The 22837-nt window shown below is 69.9% G+C and carries 18 protein-coding genes; 3 read left to right on the top strand and 15 right to left on the bottom strand.

Going from position 1 to position 22837, the window contains the following annotated elements:
- Window positions 1-10 precede the first annotated feature (10 nt).
- From K3U93_RS07950 to ffh, 5 genes are all read right to left on the bottom strand, one after another.
- Window positions 11-607: a TetR/AcrR family transcriptional regulator gene (locus tag K3U93_RS07950; RefSeq protein WP_071510310.1), complete on the bottom strand. Its 597-nt coding sequence runs from the start codon at window positions 605-607 to the stop codon at window positions 11-13.
- Window position 608: 1 nt separating this feature from the next.
- Window positions 609-2441 carry an N-acyl-D-amino-acid deacylase family protein gene (locus K3U93_RS07945; protein WP_071510311.1) on the bottom strand — a complete coding sequence of 611 codons (1833 nt, stop codon included), beginning with the start codon at window positions 2439-2441 and terminating at the stop codon, window positions 609-611.
- A 68-nt stretch (window positions 2442-2509) separates the two neighbouring features.
- Entirely contained in the window at window positions 2510-4201 is a 1692-nt protein-coding gene (locus K3U93_RS07940) for a serine/threonine-protein kinase (protein ID WP_083009965.1), read from the bottom strand.
- Window positions 4202-4221: 20 nt separating this feature from the next.
- On the bottom strand, window positions 4222-5325 hold the full coding sequence (locus tag K3U93_RS07935; RefSeq protein WP_139796838.1) for a metal-dependent hydrolase family protein: 1104 nt from the start codon (window positions 5323-5325) through the stop codon (window positions 4222-4224).
- Between the two features lie 65 nt (window positions 5326-5390).
- Window positions 5391-6962: a signal recognition particle protein gene (gene ffh / locus K3U93_RS07930; RefSeq protein ID WP_071508999.1), complete on the bottom strand. Its 1572-nt coding sequence runs from the start codon at window positions 6960-6962 to the stop codon at window positions 5391-5393.
- Between the two features lie 144 nt (window positions 6963-7106).
- On the opposite strand from ffh, the gene K3U93_RS07925 reads away from it, so the two are divergent.
- The 3 genes from K3U93_RS07925 (at window position 7107) to K3U93_RS07915 (ending at window position 10118) form a co-directional block, all read left to right on the top strand.
- Entirely contained in the window at window positions 7107-7904 is a 798-nt protein-coding gene (locus K3U93_RS07925) for an alpha/beta hydrolase (protein WP_083009964.1), read from the top strand.
- A 161-nt stretch (window positions 7905-8065) separates the two neighbouring features.
- Complete coding sequence (locus tag K3U93_RS07920; RefSeq protein WP_083009963.1) at window positions 8066-9763, top strand: DEAD/DEAH box helicase; 1698 nt, start codon at window positions 8066-8068, stop codon at window positions 9761-9763.
- 214 nt (window positions 9764-9977) lie between these two features.
- On the top strand, window positions 9978-10118 hold the full coding sequence (locus K3U93_RS07915) for a hypothetical protein (RefSeq protein ID WP_220688600.1): 141 nt from the start codon (window positions 9978-9980) through the stop codon (window positions 10116-10118).
- 28 nt (window positions 10119-10146) lie between these two features.
- On the opposite strand, the gene K3U93_RS07910 is transcribed toward K3U93_RS07915, so the two are convergent.
- The 10 genes from K3U93_RS07910 to K3U93_RS07865 all read right to left on the bottom strand — a co-directional run bounded on the left by K3U93_RS07910 (window position 10147) and on the right by K3U93_RS07865 (window position 22811).
- Window positions 10147-12591, bottom strand: coding sequence for a [protein-PII] uridylyltransferase (locus tag K3U93_RS07910; RefSeq protein WP_083009962.1), 2445 nt, complete (start codon window positions 12589-12591; stop codon window positions 10147-10149).
- A 46-nt stretch (window positions 12592-12637) separates the two neighbouring features.
- Window positions 12638-12976: a nitrogen regulatory protein P-II gene (gene glnB / locus K3U93_RS07905; protein ID WP_071509002.1), complete on the bottom strand. Its 339-nt coding sequence runs from the start codon at window positions 12974-12976 to the stop codon at window positions 12638-12640.
- Window positions 12973-14352, bottom strand: a complete 1380-nt coding sequence (locus K3U93_RS07900; RefSeq protein ID WP_083009961.1) for an ammonium transporter — start codon at window positions 14350-14352, stop codon at window positions 12973-12975. The genes glnB and K3U93_RS07900 overlap by 4 nt, the downstream gene beginning before the upstream one ends.
- 190 nt (window positions 14353-14542) lie before the next feature.
- Window positions 14543-15778: a signal recognition particle-docking protein FtsY gene (gene ftsY, locus K3U93_RS07895; RefSeq protein WP_083009960.1), complete on the bottom strand. Its 1236-nt coding sequence runs from the start codon at window positions 15776-15778 to the stop codon at window positions 14543-14545.
- A gap of 185 nt (window positions 15779-15963) precedes the next feature.
- Window positions 15964-19578, bottom strand: coding sequence for a chromosome segregation protein SMC (smc, locus tag K3U93_RS07890; RefSeq protein ID WP_083009959.1), 3615 nt, complete (start codon window positions 19576-19578; stop codon window positions 15964-15966).
- A 247-nt stretch (window positions 19579-19825) separates the two neighbouring features.
- Entirely contained in the window at window positions 19826-20122 is a 297-nt protein-coding gene (locus tag K3U93_RS07885) for an acylphosphatase (protein ID WP_083009958.1), read from the bottom strand.
- Window positions 20109-20534, bottom strand: a complete 426-nt coding sequence (locus K3U93_RS07880; protein ID WP_083009957.1) for an OsmC family protein — start codon at window positions 20532-20534, stop codon at window positions 20109-20111. Before K3U93_RS07880 ends, K3U93_RS07885 begins: the two co-directional genes overlap by 14 nt.
- Before the next feature lie 115 nt (window positions 20535-20649).
- Window positions 20650-21492, bottom strand: a complete 843-nt coding sequence (gene mutM / locus K3U93_RS07875) for a DNA-formamidopyrimidine glycosylase (protein ID WP_083009956.1) — start codon at window positions 21490-21492, stop codon at window positions 20650-20652.
- Complete coding sequence (gene rnc, locus K3U93_RS07870) at window positions 21493-22218, bottom strand: ribonuclease III (RefSeq protein ID WP_139796824.1); 726 nt, start codon at window positions 22216-22218, stop codon at window positions 21493-21495.
- The gene (locus K3U93_RS07865; protein WP_176219914.1) at window positions 22212-22811 is read right to left on the bottom strand and encodes a YceD family protein; all 600 of its coding nucleotides are present in this window, start codon (window positions 22809-22811) and stop codon (window positions 22212-22214) included. Before K3U93_RS07865 ends, rnc begins: the two co-directional genes overlap by 7 nt.
- Between the last annotated feature and the right edge of the window lie 26 nt (window positions 22812-22837).

The following is a 22837-nucleotide window of genomic DNA, read 5'->3' as shown; positions in this document are numbered from 1 at the left end:
CTCGGCACACCTACCCTTTGGGCAGCATCCCGGTGATCAACGCGGACAGCAGCGCAATCCGCTCCTCCTCGATATCCGGTTCTGGCAGCACCCCTCGCACAATTGCCGCGCCGTCGAAGACGTTCGTCAGCAATGCCACCAGAACCGGAAACGTCTCTTCCGGCAAGCTTTCCGCGTCGGGCAGCGCACGCGCGGCGTCGAGAATCTTCGCGGTGTACTGCGCGAGGACGTCGCGCAGGTGGGCGTTGAGCTTCTCGTCGGTGCGGGCGGCGATCATCAGTTCGTACAGCACCGCGTTGGTGGGGCTGCTGGTGACGTCCCGCAGGATGGTCAGCGTCGCCTCCAGCGCGGGCCGGTCGGCCGGTATTTCGGCAACCTGCTTGGTGAACGACTCCACCTGCCGGCGCAGCACCTCGGACGCCGTCGCCGCCATGAAGTCGCCCATGGTGTCGAAGTGGCGGAACAGGGCACCGACGGACACCCCCGCACGCTTGGTGATCACGGCGGCCGACGCCCGGGCGTAGCCGACCTCGACGATGGTGGCGATGCAGGCGTCGAGGAGCCGCCCGACGGTCTCTTCGCGACGCTGCTGCTGGGTCCTGGCCATGTCAGGCCCCGACTTTCACGACGCTCGGGGCGGCCCGCCGCTGACCGGCCCGCAGGTAGCGGCCCGACTTCACGGTCCGGCCGTAACCCTCGCGGAACCGACCTGCGCCGAAGACGACGGCGCCGCCCACACCGGTCGCGACCACGGCGTCATCGTTGCGGTTGACCATGCGCCGCAGGCCGCCGTAGAACGGCACCGCCTCCTCGTAATAGCCGTCCACCGAGTCGTTCAGGCCAGCCGGGTCGATCACGACGAAGTCCGCCCGGTCGCCCTCGCGCAGGGTGCCGGCGTCGATGCCGAACCACTCCGCCAGCTCGCCGGTCAGGCGATGCACCGCCCGCTGCGTGGACAGGAACGGCGCGCCGGCCCGGTGGGCGTCGCGGGTGCGCTTGAGCAGCCTTAGCGGGAAGTTGTAGAAGGCCATGTTGCGCAGGTGCGCGCCGGCGTCGGAGAAGCCCATGTGGATGCTCGGCTCGGCGGCGAGCTTGTTGAGCTGCTTGGGCCGGTGGTTGGCGACGGTGGTCGTCCACCGCACGTTGCGCTCACCGTTTTCGACGAGCACGTCGAGGAACGCGTCGAGCGGGTGCAGTCCGCGCTCGACGGCGATCGCACCAAAGCTCTTGCCGATCAACGACTTATCGGGACATTCGACGATCACCGCGTCGTGGAAATCCCGGTGCCACAGCGACGGCCCGAGCTTGCGGCGGTCGAACTCACGCCGGAACCGCCGGCGGTATTCCTTGTCGGCCAGCAGCTCGTTGCGCTCCAGCTGGTCGCGCAGGTGCAGGGCCGCCGTTCCGGCGCCGAACTCCTCGAAGACCGGCAGGTCGATTCCGTCGGAGTACAGCTCGAACGGGACCGGCAGGTGCTGGAACCGCACGCTCGAGCCGAGGACGGCGTTGAGCAGGCGGGTGCCAAACCCGAACGTGTGCACGGCGAACGGCATCGACTTGGCATCGGCCGAGACCAGCATGCTCATCCGAACTCCCTTGCCGCGCCCGAAGATCCGGCTGCCGGTCAGGAAGAACATCAGCGCCGACGCGGGGTTCTCGACGTCGGGCGCGCTCTGCAGCAGCCGGCCGCGCTTGCGCAGGACGCCGATCAGCCTGCGCCGCTCCCGCCAGGTCGCGAAGGTGGACGGCAGGGCGCGCGACCGAAAGCGGTCGCCGTCGAGCTTGTCGATGGCCGCGTCCATGCCCGACATGCCGAGCATCCCGGCGTCGAGCGCCTCGCCGAGCAGCGCCGTCATCTTCCCCAGTTCGGCGTCGGTGGGCTTGACGGCGGGGTCGGTGGCGCGGTCGAGCCCCAGCACGGCCGTGCGCAGGTCCGAATGGCCAAGCAGCGAGCCAACATTCGGCCCGAGCGGCAGGGCGTCGATCGCCTCGACGTATTCCGCGGCCGTCGACCACGTCTTGGCGGAATCCAATGCGCCGTAGACGTATTCGCGCGGCACCGCCTCGACCCGGCTGAACAGATCGGCGGCGTCCTCGGCCTCCGCGTAGACCGTCGAGAGCGAGCAGTTGCCCAGCAGCACCGTGGTGACGCCGTGGCGCACCGACTCCTGCAGACCCGGGTCCAGCAACACCTCGGCGTCGTAGTGGGTGTGCACGTCGATGAAGCCGGGCAGGACCCACTTGCCGGCCGCGTCGATCACCTCGAGGCACCCGGTCTCGTCCAACGGTTCGCCCGACGCGGTGGCCACCACGCCGTCGCGGATGCCGAGCGTGCGGGTTTGCGGGGCACCGCCGGTGCCGTCGAACCACAGCCCGTCGCGAATGATCACGTCGTAGGTCACGGTTCCTCCAGGTGGTTGCGTTGCCGAGAACCGTAGCATAGATAGTAAGCGCTCGCAATCTTTCTTTCGGCGAAGGAATCAGCCCTGGTCAAGCGAGGATAATCAGATCAGCGATGGGGTCCCGACGGCGCCGTGGGGCTCTCGGGGATCACGGCCGGGTCGGGCACCGTCACGCCCGGCGGCACGTCGCCGTCGCGGATGGCCACCGCGGGCGCGCGGAGCACGGCTCCCTGCTGGACGCACTCGTTGCTTTGCACGGTGACCGTCATTTCGCCCGCGAACTCGCCCCGCGGCTGCGGCCGCAGCGACAGCACCTGCGTGGTGGCGTGCGTCGCCTGCACGCCGTCCAGCCCGATGCACGGGAACGTTGCCTTTTCCGGCCGGGCCAGCCAGCGACCGTCGCGGAAGTCCAAGACGACGGGCTCGCCGTCGGATGACTTCGCCTGTGTGTGATCGCCGTCGTCGAGCAGCACGCCGACGGCCGTGCACGAGCCCGGCGTGCATGACGAGCGGAAGGCCCACCAGGTGGTCACGTCGGGTGGTTGGGGGTCGGGCGTGTAGTCGAATGTCTGCTTTGTCCGCTGGATCTCGAGGCGGTAGGTGCCGTCGAGCGGGACGGGCGCGGCGGCCGGGGTGCTAGCGGTCGGGGCGGCCGACGCGCTCGTCGTCGGGCGGGCGGCGGGGGCGGCGGTCGTGTCGGTCTTGCGGCCGGCGACGAAGCCGACGGCGAGCAGCCCGGCGAACAGCACCGCCGCCGCGGCGCCCACCACGATGTTGCCCGGCAGGCGCCTTCCCGGCGCGGGCTCTCGGGGCGTCGTGGAGAAGTCGTCGAGGCGACGGGCCAGTGCCCCGGCCGCAGGCCGCAGGGTTTCCGGATTCCGCACGGCGGGTTGGGCTTTGGCGGCCGACTCGATGTGGTCGACGTCGTCGATCCCGGGCCGGGCGTACGCGGGATATTCGGCCACCAGCACGGCCTCGGGGCTGCGATCACCGGTCGAGACGCCCGCCTGTTCGTTTGCCGCTTCGGCGAACTCACTACAGGTCCCGAACCGGTCGGCGGGTCTTTTGGCGAGCGCCGCCGCGAACACGCCGTCGAGGCGCGCCAGCTCCGGGCGCTGGTCGCTGAGCCTCGGCGGCGCGTCGTCGAGGAGCTGGCGCAGCGCGGCGGCCGGGTCGGAGTGCTCAACCGGCGGCGCACCGGTCAGGAGGTGAAACACGGTGGCCGCCAAGGCGTATTGGTCGGCGCGCCCGTCGGTGTCGGCGCCCATCAACTGTTCGGGCGCCGCATAGGCGACCGTGCCGGCAGGCGGGGCTATCCCGAAGTCGGCCAACAGGATTCGCTGTTCGCCCCTTCCCTGGTCCGTCAACAAGATGTTGGCGGGCTTGACATCGCGATGCAGCAGCCCGCGCTGGTGGGCGTAGTCAAGGGCCCCGGCGATGTCGGTCAGGATGGCAAGCGCCTCGCCGGCCGGCGAAACCGCCGGGAAGCGATCGGCCATGAGCCGCACGGCGGTGATGCCCTCGACGTACTCCATCACGATGTAGGGCTGGTCTTCGAACTCGCCGCGGTCGTGCACGGCGACGATGTGCGGGTAATAAAGGTTCGTCGCGATCGGGGTTTCCACCCGAAATCGCCGACGGAAGTCACGGTCCGTCGACAGCGGCGGCGAAAGTACCTTCAACGCCAGCCAGCGCGACGAACGCGGGTCCTGGACGAGGTAGACATCACCCGTCGCCCCAGAACCCAGCCTCCGCGCGACCGTGTAACCGGCGAAGGTCGCGCCGCTGGCCAACGCCATTCAAGCGATCCTATCCGCCATCACGACGCCGCGCCCGCCCAGCCCGTCGGCCGAAACGTCTTGCCGCGCAGCATCACCAGATCGGGCCGGTTCAGCACGGCGGGGCCCAGCCGCGGATCCCGCGCGTAGCACACCAGGTCGGCCGATGCCCCGTGATCGAGACCGGGCCGGCCCAGCCAGCGCCGCGCATCCCAGCACGCCGCGCCCAACGCGTCGGTCGGGCTCATCCCGACGCCCTTGAGGGCCTCGACCTCGTCGGCGATCCGGCCGTGCGCCACCATGGTGCCGGCGTCGCTGCCCGCGTACACCGGCACGCCCGCATCCAGCGCCGCCGCGACCCGCCCGGGGCAGCGGGCGTACAGGTCACGCATGTGGGCGGCGTAGGCCGGATAGCGCACGGCGGCCTCGGCGATGCCGGGGAAGTTGTCGACGACGTTGATCAGGGTGGGGACCAGCGCGGTTCCGTGCTCGAGCATCAGGGCGATGGTGTCGTCGGTGAGCCCGGTGCCGTGTTCGATGCAGTCGATGCCGGCGTTGATCAGGCCGGGCAGCGCGTCCTCGCCGAAGACGTGGGCGGTGACGCGGGCGCCGTGGGCGTGTGCGGTGTCGATGGCGGCCTTGAGGACGTCGTCGGACCAGAGCGGGGCGAGGTCGCCGACGCCGCGGTCGATCCAGTCGCCGACGAGCTTGACCCAGCCGTCGCCGCGCCCGGCCTCCTCGGCCACCGCGGCCGGCAGCTGGGATTCGTCGTCGAGTTCGACGGAGAAGCCGGCCTGGTAGCGCTTGGGTCGGGCCAGGTGCTTGCCGGCCCGGATGAGGCGGGGCAGGTCGTCGCGGTCGTCGAGGCTGCGGGTGTCGGTCGGTGCGCCGCAGTCGCGCAGCAGCAGCGCGCCGACGTCGCGTTCGGTCTCGGCCTGGGCGATCGCCTCGTCGAGCGGGATTTCGCCGTGGTGGCCGAGCCCGACGTGGCAGTGCGCGTCGACCAGGCCGGGCAGGATCCAGCCGCCTCCAGAGGCCCCGAAAACGGTGTCGGCCCCGGCGACCGGTTCGGTGCTGATGCGGCCGTCGACGATCCACAGCTCGATCTCGGTCTCGTCGGGTAGCCCGCGACCCTGCACGTGCATCCGCACGGGCGGCTACTTCTGCCGGTGACGACCCGCTTCGCCCGGCTCCGCCGCGCTCGCGATCGTCACGACTTCTTGCCCGGGTTGCCCGGGAACTTCAGCTTGGACAGGTCGAAGTCGGCCAGCGCGGGCGGCAGCTCGTTGAGGCCGTCGGGCATCTGCGACAGGTCGGGGAACCCGGCCGGCATGTTCGGCATGCCCGGCATGCCCGCGCCGAGTGGGCTCCTGACCTTCGGCGGCGTGGGGCCGCGCTTCTTGCCCTTCTTGCCCTTGCTGCCCTTGGCCTTGCGCGTCGCCGACCTGCGGCCCATGCCCGGGATGCCCATGCCGCCGAGCATCGACGACATCATCTTGCGGGCCTCGAAGAAGCGGTCGACCAGCTGGTTGACCTCCGACACCGTCACCCCCGAGCCGTTGGCGATCCGCAGCCGCCGCGAGGCGTTGATGATCTTTGGGTCGGCCCGCTCTTGCGGCGTCATCCCGCGGATGATGGCCTGCAACCGGTCGAGTTGGCTGTCGTCGACCTGGGCCAGCGCCTCCTTCATCTGGCCGGCGCCGGGCAGCATGCCCAGCAGGTTGCCGATCGGGCCCATCTTGCGGATGGCGAGCATCTGCTCCAGGAAATCCTCCAGGGTCAGCTCGCCGGTGCCGATCTTGGCCGCGGCGGCCTCGGCCCGCTCGGCGTCGAAGACCTGCTCGGCCTGTTCGATCAGGCTCAGCACGTCGCCCATGCCCAGGATGCGGCTGGCCATCCGGTCGGGGTGGAAGACGTCGAAGTCCTCCAGCTTCTCGCCGGTGGAGGCGAAAAGGATGGGGACGCCGGTCACCTCGCGGACCGACAGCGCGGCACCGCCGCGGGCGTCGCCGTCGAGCTTGGTCAGCACCACGCCGGTGAAGCCAACGCCCTCGCGGAACGCCTCGGCGGTGGCCACGGCGTCCTGGCCGATCATCGCGTCGAGGACGAAGAGCACCTCGTCGGGGTGGATGGCGTCCCGGATGGCCGCGGCCTGGGACATCAGCTCGTCGTCGATGCCCAGCCGCCCGGCGGTGTCGACGATGACGACGTCGAAGTGCTTGGCGCGGGCCTCGGCGAGCCCTTGGGCGGCGACGGCGACCGGGTCACCGGGGCCGGACTCGGGCGACTCCCCGGGGTGCGGCGCGAACACCGGCACCCCGGCGCGCTCACCGACGACTTGCAGCTGGTTCACCGCGGCCGGCCGCTGCAGGTCGCAGGCCACCAGCAGCGGCGTGTGCCCCTGGCCACGAAGCCACGCGGCCAACTTGCCGGCCAGCGTCGTCTTACCGGAGCCCTGCAGGCCGGCGAGCATGATCACGGTCGGCGGCGTCTTGGCGAAGGCGAGCCGGCGGGTCTGTCCGCCCAGGATGCCGATGAGCTCTTCGTTGACGATCTTGACGACCTGCTGCGCCGGGTTGAGGGCACCGGAAACCTCGGCCCCCCGGGCGCGTTCCTTGATCCGGTGCACAAACGCCCGCACGACGGGCAGCGAAACGTCGGCCTCCAGCAGCGCGAGCCGGATTTCGCGGGTGGTGGCCTCGATGTCGGCGTCGGTCAGTCGACCCTTGCCGCGCAGCCCCTGTAGGGCACCGGTCAACCGGTCGGACAGCGATTCAAACACGCCGCCAGCCTAATGGTGATCGGTCGGCCCGCGCCGCGGGGCGCAGCGGCGCCACGAATGTAACGCCACTGCGATTCGCGGCCAGATTTTTCGCGGTGGCGTTACGCTCGCCGACTAAGGGGCGCCGCTTTAAGGGGTCAGCTCATGCTCGAGGTGATCGACAAGGGGTCCTGCACGGACGCGCATCCGGTGCCGCTGCTGTTCGTGCACGGCGGCTGGCATGGCGCGTGGTGCTGGGACGACCACTTCCTGGACTTCTTCGCGGATGCGGGATACCGCGCGGTCGCGGTGAGCCTGCGCGGGCACGGCACCAGCCCCACGGCGAAGCCGTTGCACACGGTTTCCATCGCCGACTACATCGACGACGTCTGTTCGGTGGCCGACGACCTGGGTGGCGGCCCGGTGCTGATCGGCCATTCCCTGGGCGGCTTCGTGATCCAGCGCTACCTCGAACAGCGCAGCGCCCCGGCCGCGGTGCTGGTGGGCTCCGTGCCACCTCGGGGCGTGCTCAGATTGGCATTGCGAGTCTGGCGCCGCCGACCGTCGATGACCATGGAAGCATGGACCGACCGCACGCTGCTGAAGTTCCTCGCCACCCCGGTGCTGGCCCGCGAATACCTCTTCTGCGCCGACACGCCCGAGGCCATCGTCGAATCCTGCATGCAACGCACTGGAGCCGAGAGCATTCGCGCGGCCATGACCGATCCGATGGTCCGCCGCGTCCGAACCCGGCGGGTGAGGACCCCGATGCTGGTGCTGGGCGCCGAGCACGACGGGTTTGTCAGCGTGGCCGACGTCCGCGCCACGGCGCGCGCCTACGGGACCGAACCGGAATTCTTTCCCATGGGGCACAACATGATGCTCGAACCGGGATGGGCCGACGTCGCCGGACGAATCCACGAGTGGCTGCAAACCCGCGACCTGGTGAGCCAAGCGCGATAACCAGATTCATGTCGCTGCTGCGTCGAAAAGCGTTGCCATGCTAGATTTCACAGCCGCCGCCGAACCGCGCCGTATCGTGAGCGCCGGCGTAACGGAACGAACGCGGCGTCAGCACTGTCAGAACCGCCACGCGCGGCAGACCATCTACGGGGGACGTGTCGATGCAGCCGGCCAGCCACGCGGACGGCGCCCCCCCGTTGCGGGGCTGGCAGCGCAGGGCACTGGTGAAGTACCTGGCCGCCCAGCCGCGCGATTTCCTGGCCGTCGCCACCCCGGGGTCGGGCAAAACGACGTTCGCGCTGCGGGTGGCCGGCGAGTTGCTCGGCCAGCGTGCCGTCGAGCAGATCACCGTCGTGGTGCCCACCGAGCACCTGAAGGTGCAGTGGGCGCAGGCCGCTGGGCGGCACGGCCTCGCCCTGGACCCGAGATTCTCCAATACCAGCCCGCAGACCTCGCCGGAGTATCACGGCGTGATGGTCACCTACGCCCAGGTCGCCTCCCATCCGACGCTGCACCGGGTGCGCACCGAGCAGCGCAAGACCTTGGTCGTCTTCGACGAGATCCACCACGGCGGCGACGCCAAGACCTGGGGCGAGGCCATCCGCGAAGCCTTCGGCGACGCCACGCGCCGACTTGCCTTGACGGGCACCCCTTTTCGCAGCGACGACAGCCCAATCCCGTTCGTCACCTACACATCCGGCGCCGACGGGGTGCTGCGCTCGCAGGCCGACCACACCTACGGCTATGCCGAGGCGCTTACCGACGGCGTGGTCCGGCCGGTGGTGTTCCTCGCCTACTCCGGGCAGGCGCGCTGGCGCGACAGCGCCGGCGAAGAGCATGCGGCACGGCTGGGCGAGCCGCTGTCCGCCGAGCAGACCGCGCGGGCGTGGCGCACGGCGCTGGATCCCGCCGGCGAATGGATGCCCGCGGTGATCGCGGCCGCCGACGAGCGGCTGCGTCACAAGCGGACGCACGTGCCCGACGCCGGCGGCATGATCATCGCATCGGACCGCACCGCCGCCCGCGCGTACGCCGCCCTGCTGACGAGGATGACCTCGGAGGCGCCGACGGTCGTGCTCTCCGACGACCCGGGATCGTCGGCCCGCATCACCGAGTTCGCCGAAGGCACCAGCAGGTGGCTGGTCGCGGTGCGCATGGTCTCCGAAGGCGTTGACGTGCCCCGCCTTTCGGTCGGGATCTACGCCACCAGCGCCTCGACGCCGCTGTTCTTCGCGCAGGCCATCGGCCGGTTCGTGCGGTCCCGTCGACCGGGCGAGACCGCGAGCATCTTCGTGCCGTCGGTGCCCAACCTGCTGCAGCTGGCGAGCGAGTTGGAGGCGCAGCGCAACCACGTGCTCGGGCAGCCGCACCGGGAGGCCGACGATCCCCTCGACGGCGATCCCGCCGTCCGGACGCAGACCGAAAAGACGGAAACGGACAAGGGTTTCACGTCGTTGGGCGCCGACGCCGAACTGGATCAGGTCATTTTTGACGGGTCCTCGTTCGGCACCGCCGCTCCGGCCGGAAGCGACGAGGAGGCCGACTACCTGGGCATCCCCGGCTTGCTCGACGCCGACCAGATGCGTGCCCTGCTGCACCGCCGCCAGGACGAGCAGCTGCAGAGGCGGGCCGCTTCCGCTGCGGGGGCGCCGCCATCGATGCATGGTCAGCTGCGTGAGCTGCGCCGCGAGCTCAACACGCTGGTGTCGCTAACCCATCACCGCACCGGCAAGCCGCACGGCTGGATCCACAGCGAACTTCGCCGCCGCTGCGGAGGCCCACCGATCGCCGCCGCGACCCGCGAACAGATCCAGGCCCGCATCGAGGCGTTGCGGCAATTGAATTCCGAGCACTCGTGACTGGGAAATCCACAAGTGGCTGACCATGCGCACTACGAAAATCAGCACACCCGGGCTTTACGTCTTGAGCCAACCGAACCAAATACCATTGGCGGAGTTGACAATATCTTGGACGTGCGGGTGATCGCACGCGTACTGCTCGGCGGTCGCCACCTCCGGTAATGCCGCGCCGCCCAACAATGGCGCGCGGGACCGCCGTCCCGAGGCGCTACAGGTGCTGCCGGATGGTCTTGATGCTGATATACATGCGGTTGATCCCCTCGTCCATGTCCTGAAAACCTTTGTTACGGTAGAAGTTACGAACCAGCGCCGTGTGTGCCGCATCCGCATCATCGACGTGCGGGTCGACAACTAAGAACCTGCCGCCTGCCGCACCGAAAGGATCAGCCCTCTGTCGCCGGGGCGCCCAACACGGCCAGCAGGTGCTTCTCCACCGCCGCTTGCGCGTCCGGGGCTCCGGTCGGCAACACGATGCAGAACACATCGGCTGCGGTCGATCCGAACGTGTTGACCTTCGCCCAGACGATGTCGGCGCCCGCGTTCTCCAGCGCGCGGGTCAGCAGCGCGAGCAAGCCGGGCCGATCCATGGCGCGCACCTCCACGACCAGCTGGCCTTCGGCGGCGGTATCGAGCCACACGATGCGCGGCGGGGCGGTCGAGCGCGTCACGGGGACCCCCGCCAGCACCTCCCCCGCCCGAGCCGACGCCGAGCTGGCGACCTCGCTGTCACGCTTCTCCAGCATGGCCAGCACGTCGATGTCGCCGGCGAGGGCGCCGACGAATTGCTGACGCAGCAGATCGGCCGCCGCCGGGGAACCGAAGTGCGGCGATACCACGAATTCGGTGATCGCGACGCCCTCGTGGCTGTTCACGGTCGCCGAATGGACTCCCAGCGAGTTCAGCGCCAGCACGGCGGCGGCTTTCGACGTCAACCCCCGCCGGTCCGGGGCCACCATCACCACGTGATACGTGCGCGCGCTGTCACCCGGCGTGATCTCCACGTGCACACCGTGGTCGGCGGCCAGCGAAAGGTAGTGGGGCGTAGCCGGATTCGCCCGCGGCAGGGGCTCGCCGGCCATCACCATCCGGCAGCGACGCACCAGGTCCTCGATCAGGGAGGCCTTCCATTCGCTCCACACCCCGGGACCGGTGGCGTTCGAGTCGGCCTCGGTCAGCGCGTGCAACACCTCGAGCAAGAGCGGATCGCCACCCAGAGCCTCCGATACGCCCTGAATGGTTTTCGGGTCGTTCAGGTCGCTTCGGGTGGCCACGATCGGCAGCAGCAGGTGGTGGCGGACCAGCTTCGACAAGAGCTCGACGTCCGCGGGCGAAACCCCAATCCTGGCACCGATTTCGAGGGCCATCTCGGCGCCGAGCACACTGTGATCGACGCCCCTGCCCTTGCCGATGTCGTGCAGCAACGCGCCGAGCGCAAGCAGATCGGGCCGTGCCACCCGCGTGGACAGGGGTGCCGCGTTGACGGCGGTCTCGACCACATGACGGTCCACCGTCCACTTGTGCGCGACGTCGCGGGGCGGAAGGTCGCGAATCGCGTCCCATTCCGGCAACAACCGACCCCATAGCCCGGTGCGGTCGAGCGCTTCGATCGTCGCCACCGCGGTGGGACCGGCACTGAGTACAACCAGAAGGTCGTCCAATGCCTCTCGCGGCCAGGGGGTTGGCATCTCGGGTGGGCCGGCGGCCAGGCGGCTCAGCGTGGCGGCGCCGATCGGCAATCCGGTGTCGGCCGACGCGGCGGCCACTCGCAGCACCAGACCGGCGTCGGTCTCGGGCGAAGCGTCGCGGGCGAGCACGATTTCCCCGGCATACTCGACGACGCCCTCGTCCAGCGGCCGGCGCTTCGGCCGCCGCACCAAGGCCGACACGCCACGGCGCGGCAGCGCGTTTTGGGCGGTCCGCAGCCCCGTCTCGGCGTGGTAACCGATGGTGCGGCCGGCGTCGGAAAGCTTGCGCGCCAAGTCGAATCGGTCGCCGACGTGCAAGGCGGCGCTGATCTCGTCGGCGAACTGGGCCAGCAGCTGATCGCGTCCGCGGCCGGACACCCGGTGCAGCTCGGTGCGCACGTCGAGCAGCGTCAGGTAGGCGTCGTCCAGCGAACCCCCCGGTGTTTCCGGGCGGCCCATGCCGTGGCGGTCGATCAGCTGGGCGACCCCCAGCGCGTCAAGCAATTGCACATCGCGAAGGCCGCCGCGGCCCGATTTCAGATCCGGCTCGGCTCGTTGCGAGATCCGGCCGCAACGTTGCCAGCGGGCGTGCGTCATGTCGACCAGCTCGTCCATGCGGGAACGAATTGCGCTGCGCCACTGCCTTCTTGCGCCGGCGATCAGCTCCTCGGACAGCCGCGCGTCGCCGGCGATGTGGCGGGCGTCCAACATGCCCAGGGCGGCCACCAGGTCGGTATTGGCGACGCCGAGCGCTTCGGAGACGGTTCGCACGCTGTGGTCAAGCCGAACGTTGGCGTCCCACAGCGGATACCACAGCTTGTCGGCGACCCGCTGCAGCACATCCGCAGACTTGTTGTCGTGCAACAACATTAGATCCAGGTCGGAGTACGGCAGCAGCTCGTGGCGGCCCAGACCGCCGATCCCGGCGATCGCGAAGCCGCTGTCGTCGTTGATACCGATCTGGCCCGCCTTGGCGGTCAACCACGACTCGTGCAGGTCCAGCCACGCGTGGCGCAGCTCGGCCGCATGCAATCCAACACCATCCGACAACAGTTTGCGCCGCGCGGCAGCTAAATCGCTTGCCGCGCAGGCGCTTCCTGTCCCCGTTATGTCCCCGGACGGGTCGGGCCGGTTCGGTTTCATGCCCTCCCGGCCCGACGGGGTTGGATCGGCAATCTGTCGCTAGTTTCTATAGGGCATCGGTTCCGCGTTCGCCGGTGCGCACTCGCACAATGGTTTCCACGGGACTGACCCAGACCTTGCCGTCACCGATCTTGCCGGTGCGCGCGGCCCGGACGATGCTGTCCACGACCTTGTCGACGATGGAGTCGTCGACGACGACCTCGATGCGGACCTTCGGCACGAAATCGACCGAGTACTCGGCGCCCCGGTAAACCTCGGTGTGGCCCTTTTGCCGTCCGTAGCCCTGGATTTCGCTGACCGTCATCCCCAGGACGCCGGCCTCCTCCAGGCTGGTCTTGACGTCATCGAGGGTGAACGGCTTCACGATCGCGGTGATCAGCTTCATTTCTGCTCCGCCTCAACTTTCTCGTCGGCGCGCTCCAGGCCGTTGACGGTGTCCTCCACAGTGACCCGGGGTGGGAGAACCGATCCGGTGACCACTGCGAAATCATAACCGCTCTCGGCGTGTTCGGCCTCGTCGATGCCGGAGGCTTCCGCCTCGGGACTGAGGCGCAGCCCGATGGTGTATTTCAGGATCAAGGCCAGGATCAGTGTGACGATGCCGGAGTAGAAGAGAACGGCGAACGCGCCGACCGCTTGCCGCTCCAGCTGTGCCCAGCCACCGCCGTAGAACAATCCCTTGGATACCCCGGCCACGCCGTTGATGGCTGGGCTCTCCGGGGCGGCGAGCAGACCCACCAGCAACGTGCCGGCCAGACCGCCGACCAGGTGCACCCCGACCACGTCGAGCGAGTCGTCGAAGCCGAGCCGGAATTTCAGCCCGACCGCCAGCGCGCACACCACGCCGGCCACGAAGCCGACGATCAAGGCGCCCAACACGTTGACCGACGAGCAGGACGGTGTGATGGCGACCAGTCCGGCCACGATGCCCGACGCCGCTCCCAGCGTCGTCGCCTTGCCGTCGCGGATGCGCTCGGTGAGCAGCCACGCGAGCATGGCCGTGGCCGTCGCGACCGTGGTGGTGATGAACGTCGACGCGGCGACTCCGTTGGAGCTGGTCGCCGAACCGGCATTGAACCCGTACCAGCCGAACCACAGCAATCCCGCGCCGAGCATCACGAACGGCAGGTTGTGCGGCCGGAAGAGCGTCGTGGGCCAGCCGCGGCGCTTGCCCAACACGATCGCCAGCGCCAGGCCGGCCACACCGGAATTGATGTGGACCGCGGTGCCGCCGGCGAAGTCGATCGCGTGCAGCTTGTTGGCGATCCAGCCGCCGTGCTCGGACGCGAAGCCGTCGAACGCGAAAACCCAGTGCGCGACGGGGAAGTAGACGAACGTCGCCCACAGCCCGGCGAACACCAGCCAGGCGCCGAACTTCAGCCGGTCGGACACGGCCCCCGAGATCAGCGCGACCGTGATGATCGCGAACATCAGCTGGAATGCCACGAACACGGTGGCGGGCAGGGTGCCGGCCAGCGGAATATCCACCGCCGAAACGCCCTTGCTCGGATCGGCGGCCACGGCGTTGACGCCGATGAGGCCCTTCAGGCCCCAGTAGTCGGTGGGTTTGCCCATGACATTGCCGACGTCGTCGCCGAAGGCGATCGAGTAGCCGTAGAGCACCCACAGCACCGTCACCACGCCCATCGCGCTGATGCTCATCATGAGCATGTTCAGCACGCTCCTGGCGCGCACCATGCCGCCGTAGAAGAACGCCAGACCCGGCGTCATCAACAGCACCAGCGCGGAACTGGCCAGCATCCAAGCGGTATCGCCGGTGTCTGGCTGGCCCAGTATGGGGAATGTCACTCGCTATCACCTCCGGTCGGCCCACAACTGGCCGTCAGACATGCGTCTGATGACCTGATCCAGAACCATGCGCAATGGTTGTTTCGGCAGTGGGGCCGCCGTGTTTCGGTGGGATTAACGTCCCACTCGCCGTGTAAGGGATTCAGCCGAGCAGGGCGTCCACGAACGCGGCGGGCTCGAAGGGCGCCAGATCGTCGGGGCCTTCGCCGAGCCCGACCAGTTTCACCGGCACCCCGAGCTCCTGCTGGACGCGGAAAACGATGCCGCCCTTGGCCGTTCCGTCCAGCTTGGTCAGCACCGCGCCGGTGATGTCGACGACGTCGGCGAACACCCGGGCCTGGGCCAGCCCGTTCTGCCCGATGGTGGCGTCGAGCACCAGCAGCACCTCATCAACAGACGCCCGGCGGCTCACCACGCGCTTGACCTTGTCGAGTTCGTCCATCAGCCCGACCTTGGTGTGCAGCCGCCCGGCGGTGTCGATGACCACGACGTCGGCGCCGGAGACGATGCCCTCGTCGACGGCGTCGAACGCGACCGAGGCCGGGTCGGCGCCTTCGGCCCCGCGCACCACCTCGGCGCCCACCCTGGAGGCCCAGGTCTGCAGCTGATCGGCCGCCGCGGCCCGGAAGGTGTCGGCCGCACCCAGCACGACGCGCCGCCCGTCGGCCACCAAGACCCGCGCCAGCTTGCCGACGGTGGTGGTTTTGCCGGTGCCGTTGACGCCGACGACCAGCAGCACCGAGGGATGGTCGTCGTGCGGTAGGGCGCGGATCGAGCGGTCCATGTCCGGTCGCAGCTCGTTGATCAGCACGTCGCGGAGCACGGCCTTCGCGTCGGCCTCGGTGCGCACGTTGCCGCCGGCCAGCCGGCTGCGCAGCTGCGAGATCACCGACTCGGTGACCACCGGGCCCAGGTCGGCGACCAGCAGGGTGTCCTCGACGTCCTGCCAGGACTCTTCGTCCAGGTCGCCGCCGCCGAGCAGGCCCAGCACGCTGCGCCCGAACGCGTTCTGCGACCTGGCCAGCCGCCCGCGCAGCCGCTCCAGCCGGCCCTCGGGCGGCGCGATGGCCTCGATTTCGCGGGCCTCCGGTGCGGGCGGCTCGGGTTCCGGGAGTTCGACGTCGGAGATCGTGCGCCGCGGGGCGTCCCGGGGAACGGTCGCGTCGTCACCCACCGCGGGCAGCCCACTGGTGTCGACGCCCTGGGTGAACGTGATGCCCGAGGACGCGGTGTAGCCGCCGGAGCGGTCGATGGCGTCGCGTTGCGGCCGGGCCAGGCTGATCTTCCGCCGGCGGTAGCGGACCAGGCCAAAAACCAGCGCGGCAATGACGACCAGAACCGCGACGACCGCGATGGCGATCCAAAGACCTTGTGACACGCCGACAATCCTTCCAGCCGCGGGTTAGCCGGCGTTTAGGGGGCAGTGAGTGCGCGTCGTGGCATTGAGTGTGTATCCCGGGATTCGGGCGTGCTTCCTGGGCGGAGCAATCGCCAAAATCCCGCCCTCAGTGCACGACGAAAGCCGTCAGTTCACATTCGAGCGCTCTCGGACGTCTCGGACGTCTAGGTAGAGCTCGAAACCAGCTGCTCCACCTGCTGGCCGCGCATCCGCTGCGAGATTACCGCGGTGATGCCGTCGCCCTGCATGGTCACGCCGTACAGCGCGTCGGCGACCTCCATCGTCGGCTTCTGGTGCGTGATGATGATGATCTGCGACTTGGCCCGCAGCTGTTCGAACAGGCCGATCAGCCGGCGCAGGTTCGTGTCGTCGAGGGCGGCCTCCACCTCGTCCATGATGTAGAACGGCGACGGGCGGGCCCGGAAGATCGCCACCAGCATCGCCACCGCCGTCAGCGCCTTCTCACCGCCGGACAGCAAAGACAGCCGGGTGACCTTCTTGCCGGGTGGACGGGCCTGGACCTCGATGCCGGTGGCGAGCATGTCGTCGGGGTCGGTCAGCAGCAGCCGGCCCTCCCCGCCGGGGAACAGCGTCGTGAACACGTCGGCGAATTCGCGTTCCACGTCGGCAAATGCGTCGGTGAACACCTGCAGGATGCGGGCATCGACGTCGGCGATGACGTCGAGCAGATCCTTGCGGGCGGCCTTGACGTCCTCGAGCTGGGTGGACAGATAGTTGTAGCGCTCCTCCAGCGCAGCGAACTCCTCCAACGCCAACGGATTGACCCTGCCCAGCTCCGCCAGCTCGCGCTCGGCGCGTTTGGCGCGGCGCTCCTGGGTGGGGCGGTCATACGGCATCGGGGCGGGCGCGATCACCTGCTCGCCACGTTCCCGGGCCTGCTCGAACTCGGCGATTTCGAGCTCCGTCGGCGGGAGCGGCACCTGCGGACCGTACTCGGCGATCAGGTCGGCCGGCGCCATGCCGAACTGCTCGAGCGCCATCTGCTCGAGCTGCTCGATGCGCAACGCCGCCTGGGCGTTGGCCACCTCGTCGCGATGCAGCGAATCGGTCAGCGCGGCCACCCGGGCGCCCAGCGCGTTCACCTCGTCGCGCACCGCCGCCATCGCCGCCGACCGTTCCCGGCGTTCGGCGACCAGCGCGTCGCGGATTGCCGACGCCGCCTCAACCACCCGATCCAACCGCCGCGCCAGCAGCCGCCCGGCGTCGGCCACCGCCGCGGCCACGGCGGCCGCGCGCAGCCGCGCCGCGCGCGCCTGCTGCGCCCGCAGCCGGGCTTCCCGCGCGGCGGCCGCCGCGCGGCGCAGCGAGTCCGCCCGCCCGCGCACGGCGTCGGCGCGCTCCTCGGCGGTCCGCACCGCCAGCCGGGCCTCCACCTCGGCGCCGCGGGCGCTTTCGGCGGCGGCGGCGATCCGCTGCCGGTCGACCGGCTCCGCCGCCTGCACATGCTGGGTCTCCTGGGCGTTGCGCAGCCGGGTTTCGAGCTCGGTGACCTCTTCGACGGTCCGCGCGCGCCCGGCTTCCAGCTCCTCGCGCTGCCGCAGCAGCACGCTCCACTCCTCTTTGGCCGCGCGGGCCTCCTGCCCGAGCCGGCCCAGCTGCTCGTACATCGCGGAGATGGCGGTGTCGGATTCGTTGAGGGCAGCCAGCGCCTGCTCGGCGGAATCCTGGCGGGCGGCCTGCTCGGCCAGCGCGCCGGACAGCGCGGCGGTCAGCTGCGCGACCTGCGCTTCCGCGGCGGCCAGCTCACCGCCGGCCTTGTCGATCTCCGAGCTGAGCTCCAGCGTGGACAGCTTGCGGTCCGAACCCCCGCTCACCCAGCCCGCGCCCACCAGGTCACCGTCGAGCGTGACCGCACGCAACCGGGGGCGGGTCGCCACCAGGTCCAGCGCTTCGCCCAGGTTGTCGACCACCGCGACGCCCGACAACATCGCGGTCATCGCGCCGCGCAGCCGGGGTGGGGCCTCGACCAGGTCGAGCGCCCACCGGGCGCCAACGGGCAGCTCGGCGGCCGCGGGTGCGGCGTCTTCCGGGGCCGGCCAGTCGCCCAGGACGAGGGCCGCGCGGCCCCCGTCGGCCGCCTTGAGCGCGGCGACCGCGGAACGGGCGGCGCCGAAGCTTTCGGCGGCCAGCGCGTCGGCCGCCGACCCGAGCACCGCGGCCAGCGCCGCCTCGTAGCCGGACCGAACCTTGACCAGCTTGGCGATCGGGCCGAAAAGCCCAGTGCCGGTGTGGTTTTGCGCAAGCCAGGCCGCGCCGTTCTTGCGCTCGAGCCCCACCGAGAGCGCGTCGATGCGCGCCCGCAGCGACGCCACCTGGCGTTCGGCGTTTCGTTCGGCGGCCTGCAGTTCGGCGACGCGTTCGTCGGCCAGCCGCAGCGCGGCCACGGTCCGCTCGTGGTGCTCGTCCAGGCCCATCTCGCCCTGGTCCAGCTCACCGACGCGTGCCTGCACGGTTTCGAACTCGGCCTTGGTCTGCTGCGCGCGGACAGCGGCCTGCTCGATGCGTTCGGACAGCCGCGCCACGCTGTCGTCGATCGATTCGACGCGCGCCCGCATGGTCTCCACCTGGCCGGCCAGCCGCGCCAAACCCTCGCGGCGGTCCGCCTCCGCCCGGACCGCCGCCAGGTGGGCCCGGTCGGTCTCGGCGGCCTCGCGTTCGCGCTCGGCCAGCTCGGCGCGGGCCGCATCCAGCCCGCTGCGCGCGGCGGCCAGCTCCGCCAGCAGGCACTGCTCGGTGATCGCCACCCGTTCGGCCTCGGCCTCCAGCTCCTCGGGTTTTCTGGGGTCGGTGTCGCTTGTTGCCACCGGCTCCACGTCGAGATGGGCGGCGCGTTCGGTGGCGATGCGCACTGTGGCGGCCACGCGCTCGGCCAGGGCGGACAGCCCGAACCAGGTGTGCTGCACCGACTCGGCGCGAACCGAGAGCTCGGCGAGCGCCGCCTCGTGCGCGGCCAACTCCTCGGACGCCACGGCCAGGCGCGATGCGGCCTCGTCGTGCTCGCGGCGCAGGGTGGCCTCGGCCTCGAAGATGGCGTCGCGCTCGGTTTGCCGGCCGACCAGGTCGTCGGCGGCCAGCCGCAACCGGGCGTCGCGCAGGTCGGCCTGGATTTTTGCGGCCCGCTGCGCCATTTCGGCCTGACGCCCGAGCGGCTTGAGCTGGCGGCGCAGCTCGGTGGTCAGGTCGGTGAGCCGGGCCAGGTTCGCCGACATCGCATCGAGTTTGCGGAGCGCCTTCTCCTTACGCTTGCGGTGCTTGAGCACCCCGGCGGCTTCCTCGATGAACGTGCGGCGATCCTCGGGCCGCGACTGCAAGATCTGGTCGAGCTTGCCCTGCCCCACGATGACGTGCATCTCGCGGCCGATGCCGGAGTCGCTCAGCAGCTCCTGGATATCCATCAAACGGCAACTGGCGCCGTTGATTTCGTATTCGCTGGCGCCGTCGCGGAACATCCGCCGCGTGATCGACACCTCGGCGTACTCGATCGGCAGCGCGTTGTCGGAGTTGTCGATGGTGACGGTGACCTCGGCGCGGCCCAGCGGGGCCCGCGACGAGGTGCCGGCGAAGATGACGTCTTCCATCTTTCCGCCGCGCAGCGTCTTTGCTCCCTGCTCGCCCATGACCCACGCCAGGGCGTCGACGACGTTGGACTTGCCGGAACCGTTGGGCCCGACGACGGCTGTGATGCCCGGCTCGAAGCGCAGAGTCGTCGGCGAGGCGAAGGACTTGAAGCCCTTCAGCGTCAGACTCTTGAGGTACATGGCGTGCCAGACTACCGCTCAAATTGCCGGGCCCACGCTCCCCGCGTGGTGTCGGGTCACCCGAAATGTGCCGGTCGCCCGCGGGTCGACGCACTGGCCACAGCGGCCTCACGAGTCACTGGAAGGCGGGGCGGTTGGCGTCGCGGCTCCCGCGAGCGTCACGCTGGCGTGGCAGTGAGCGCTCGACGCCACGCCAGCGTGACGCTCGGCGAGACGGGCGCTGCCCGGCCGCCGGCAAACCGCCGTTTCAGCGCTCGACGAAGCCGGTGAAGCTCTCCGCTGCCGGCGAAAAGTCGGCGACGACGTTGTCGACGCGGCCCGGCCTGGCAGGCCACGAGGCGCCGCCGCCCCGCAGCAGCTCCAGCAGTTTCTCGCCGGCCTCGCGTGGTCCCTGCGCCACCACCAGCACGCGGCCGTCGGCCCGGTTGGCGGCGTACCCGGTGAGACCCAGCTCGAGCGCCCGGCAGCGGGTCCACCAGCGAAAACCAACGCCTTGGACCGCGCCGTGCACCCAGGCGGTCAGCCGGACGTCAGGCTCCGGCATGGTTTGTCTCGGAGACGACCTCGAAGTCGACGGCGGTGCCGGACTTCAGCGTGCGCCCCACGGTGCAGACCAGGTCGACGGCACGGTTGACGACGACCAGCACGCGTTGCTTCTCGTCCTCGGACAATCCGGATAGGTCGACCTCGAGGGTCTCCTCGAGCAGCGGATAGCGCTCCTGCTCGCGGTCGGCGGCGCCGGACACCCTGACCACCGCCCGGTAGTCGTCGCCGAGGCGGCGGGCCAGCGGCTCGTCGGTGGACATGCCGCTGCATGCGGCGAGTGCGATCTTGAGCAGCTCGCCGGGGGTGAACACCCCGTCGACGTCCTCGGAGCCGACGAGCACCTGCGCGCCGCGAGAGCTATGCCCCGTATAGCGGCGCGATCCGGTGCGTTCCACCCACAGTTGCGTCATGCCTTTCTTTCTACTTGACCCCCAGACTGACCCTCAGAGACCCCACGAGCGTGCGCAGAATGACACGCTGCGCCGGCGTGTCGTGTGCAAACACGCACGCTCGGCGCAAAAAAAGCTAGGGCCGCCGCTGGCAGCGCGGGCAGTAGAACGACGAGCGGTTCATGAACTTTTCCCGGCGCATCACCGCGCCGCAGCGCCGGCAGCCTTCGCCGTCGCGGCCGTAGGCGTCCAGCGATCGGTCGAAGTAGCCCGACTCGCCGTTGACGTTGACATACAGCGAGTCGAACGAGGTCCCGCCCTTGGCCAGCGCGTCGCGCATCACGTCGGCGGCGGCGTCCAGGACGGCGGTCAGCCGGCGGCGGCTCAGCGTGGCGGCGATCCGCGCGCCGTGCACCTTGGCCCGCCACAGCGCCTCATCGGCGTAGATGTTGCCGATGCCGGAGACGACGGTCTGGTCCAGCAGCTGGCGCTTCAGCTCGGAGTGCTTGCGCCGCAACACCTTTACCACCGCGCCGGCGTCGAACCGGGGGTCCAGCGGGTCGCGCGCCAAGTGGGCGACGGGCAGAGGCACCACGCTGCCGTCCACGGTCACCAGATCGGCGAGCAGCCACCCGCCGAAGGTGCGCTGGTCGGCGAAGCTCAGCACGGTGCCGTCGTCGAGCAGGGCGGAAATGCGGACGTGGTCGGCGCGCGGGACGGCACCCAGCAGCATCTGCCCGCTCATGCCGAGGTGAACGACGAGCGCGGTATCGCCGTCGAGCAGCAGCCACAGGTACTTGCCGCGCCGATCGGTCGCGGTGATCCGCGCGCCGAGCAGCCGGGCGGTCAGGTCGGCGGGCCCGGCCTCGTGCCGGCGCACCGCGCGCGGATGATGCACCCGGACCGCCGTGATCGTCTTGCCCACCACATGGGCCTGCAAGCCGCGGCGCACCACCTCGACTTCGGGCAGTTCGGGCATCTAGACGGACGTTTTTCCCGCGGTGTCCAGCACTTCCAGGGCTTCCAGCGTCTTCCACGCCGCTGACGCGGCCTTCTGCTCGGCCTCTTTCTTGGAGCGGCCCACGCCCGACCCGTATTCGGTGTCCATCACGACGACCACCGCGGTGAATTCCTTGTCGTGGTCCGGTCCGGTGGAGGTGAGCACGTAGGACGGCGCGCCCATGCCGCGCGCGGCCGTCAGCTCCTGCAGGCTGGTCTTCCAGTCCAGCCCGGCTCCCAGCGTGGGCGCGGCGTCCAGCAGCGCGCCGAACAGCCGCAGGATCACCTCGCGCGCCGTGTCGATTCCATGCTGCAGATAGATGGCGCCCAGCAGCGATTCCATGCCGTCGGCCAGGATGCTGGACTTGTCGGCCCCGCCGGTGTTCTCCTCGCCCCGCCCCAGCAACAGGTAAACGCCGAGCCCCTCGTCGGAGAGGTTGCGCGCGACGTCGGCCAACGCCTGGGTGTTGACCACGCTGGCCCGCAGTTTGGCCAGGTCGCCCTCGGAACGGTCGGGATGACGATGATAAAGCTCGTCGGTGATGGTCAGGCCCAGGACGGCGTCGCCCAGGAATTCCAGGCGCTCGTTGGTCGGCAACCCGCCGTGTTCGTAGGCGTAGCTGCGGTGCGTCAGCGCCAGCGAGAGCAGCTCCTCAGGCAGGTCGACGCCGAGCGCATCCAACAGAAGTTGCCGCGAGGTCACCACTTACCCCGCGACGTGTCGGGCCTAGGATCGAGCATCTCGGCCAACTTAGCCCACCGCGGATCGATGCGGTCATGGTGATGGCCGGGCTCGGCGGCGAGCCGAACGCCGCACTCCGGGCACAACCCCGGGCAATCCGGCCGGCACACCGGCGAGAACGGCAGGTCCAGCGCGACGGCGTCGATGATCGGCTGCTCGAGGTCGATGGTGTCGTTGACGATGTGACCGACCTCGTCGTCCTCGGTGGTCGCCTCGGTCGCGCTGTCCGGGTACGCGAACAGCTCGGTCAACCCGACTTGCACGCGCCCGTTGACCTCGATCAGGCAACGGGCGCATTCGCCGACGGTGGGCGCGGCCACCGTCCCGGTCACCAACACCCCTTCGGACACCGACTCGACCCGCAAGTCCAGTTCCAGCGGGGCGCCCCGGTCGATCGCGATCATCTGCAGTCCGATGCGCGACGGGCTGGGCACGGTGTCACGGAGGGTGACCATCGCTCCCGGGCGCCGCCCGAGCCGCGTGATGTCGACCGTCATCGGCGCGGCTGACCGTGGCGCTGCGCCCCGGATCCATGATCTGCTGTGCTGCCGCGTCATAGCAGGAATCCTACGGCGCCGACCCG

The sequence above is a fragment of the Mycobacterium malmoense genome (genome assembly GCF_019645855.1).
GTDB classification, from domain to species: Bacteria; Actinomycetota; Actinomycetes; order Mycobacteriales; family Mycobacteriaceae; genus Mycobacterium; species Mycobacterium malmoense.
Note: the sequence above shows the minus strand (reverse complement) of the source record. Positions and strands in the feature narration are given on the sequence as shown.

Coding starts and splice junctions, on each gene's coding strand:
- K3U93_RS07950 (WP_071510310.1), bottom strand. CDS start 607: ATGGCCAGGACCCAGCAGCAGCGTCGCGAAGAGACCGTCGGGCGGCTC.
- K3U93_RS07945 (WP_071510311.1), bottom strand. CDS start 2,441: ATGCTACGGTTCTCGGCAACGCAACCACCTGGAGGAACCGTGACCTAC.
- K3U93_RS07940 (WP_083009965.1), bottom strand. CDS start 4,201: ATGGCGTTGGCCAGCGGCGCGACCTTCGCCGGTTACACGGTCGCGCGG.
- K3U93_RS07935 (WP_139796838.1), bottom strand. CDS start 5,325: ATGCACGTGCAGGGTCGCGGGCTACCCGACGAGACCGAGATCGAGCTG.
- K3U93_RS07925 (WP_083009964.1), top strand. CDS start 7,107: ATGCTCGAGGTGATCGACAAGGGGTCCTGCACGGACGCGCATCCGGTG.
- K3U93_RS07920 (WP_083009963.1), top strand. CDS start 8,066: ATGCAGCCGGCCAGCCACGCGGACGGCGCCCCCCCGTTGCGGGGCTGG.
- K3U93_RS07910 (WP_083009962.1), bottom strand. CDS start 12,591: ATGAAACCGAACCGGCCCGACCCGTCCGGGGACATAACGGGGACAGGA.
- glnB (WP_071509002.1), bottom strand. CDS start 12,976: ATGAAGCTGATCACCGCGATCGTGAAGCCGTTCACCCTCGATGACGTC.
- K3U93_RS07900 (WP_083009961.1), bottom strand. CDS start 14,352: ATGCTGGCCAGTTCCGCGCTGGTGCTGTTGATGACGCCGGGTCTGGCG.
- smc (WP_083009959.1), bottom strand. CDS start 19,578: ATGTACCTCAAGAGTCTGACGCTGAAGGGCTTCAAGTCCTTCGCCTCG.
- K3U93_RS07885 (WP_083009958.1), bottom strand. CDS start 20,122: ATGCCGGAGCCTGACGTCCGGCTGACCGCCTGGGTGCACGGCGCGGTC.
- K3U93_RS07880 (WP_083009957.1), bottom strand. CDS start 20,534: ATGACGCAACTGTGGGTGGAACGCACCGGATCGCGCCGCTATACGGGG.
- mutM (WP_083009956.1), bottom strand. CDS start 21,492: ATGCCCGAACTGCCCGAAGTCGAGGTGGTGCGCCGCGGCTTGCAGGCC.
- K3U93_RS07865 (WP_176219914.1), bottom strand. CDS start 22,811: ATGACGCGGCAGCACAGCAGATCATGGATCCGGGGCGCAGCGCCACGG.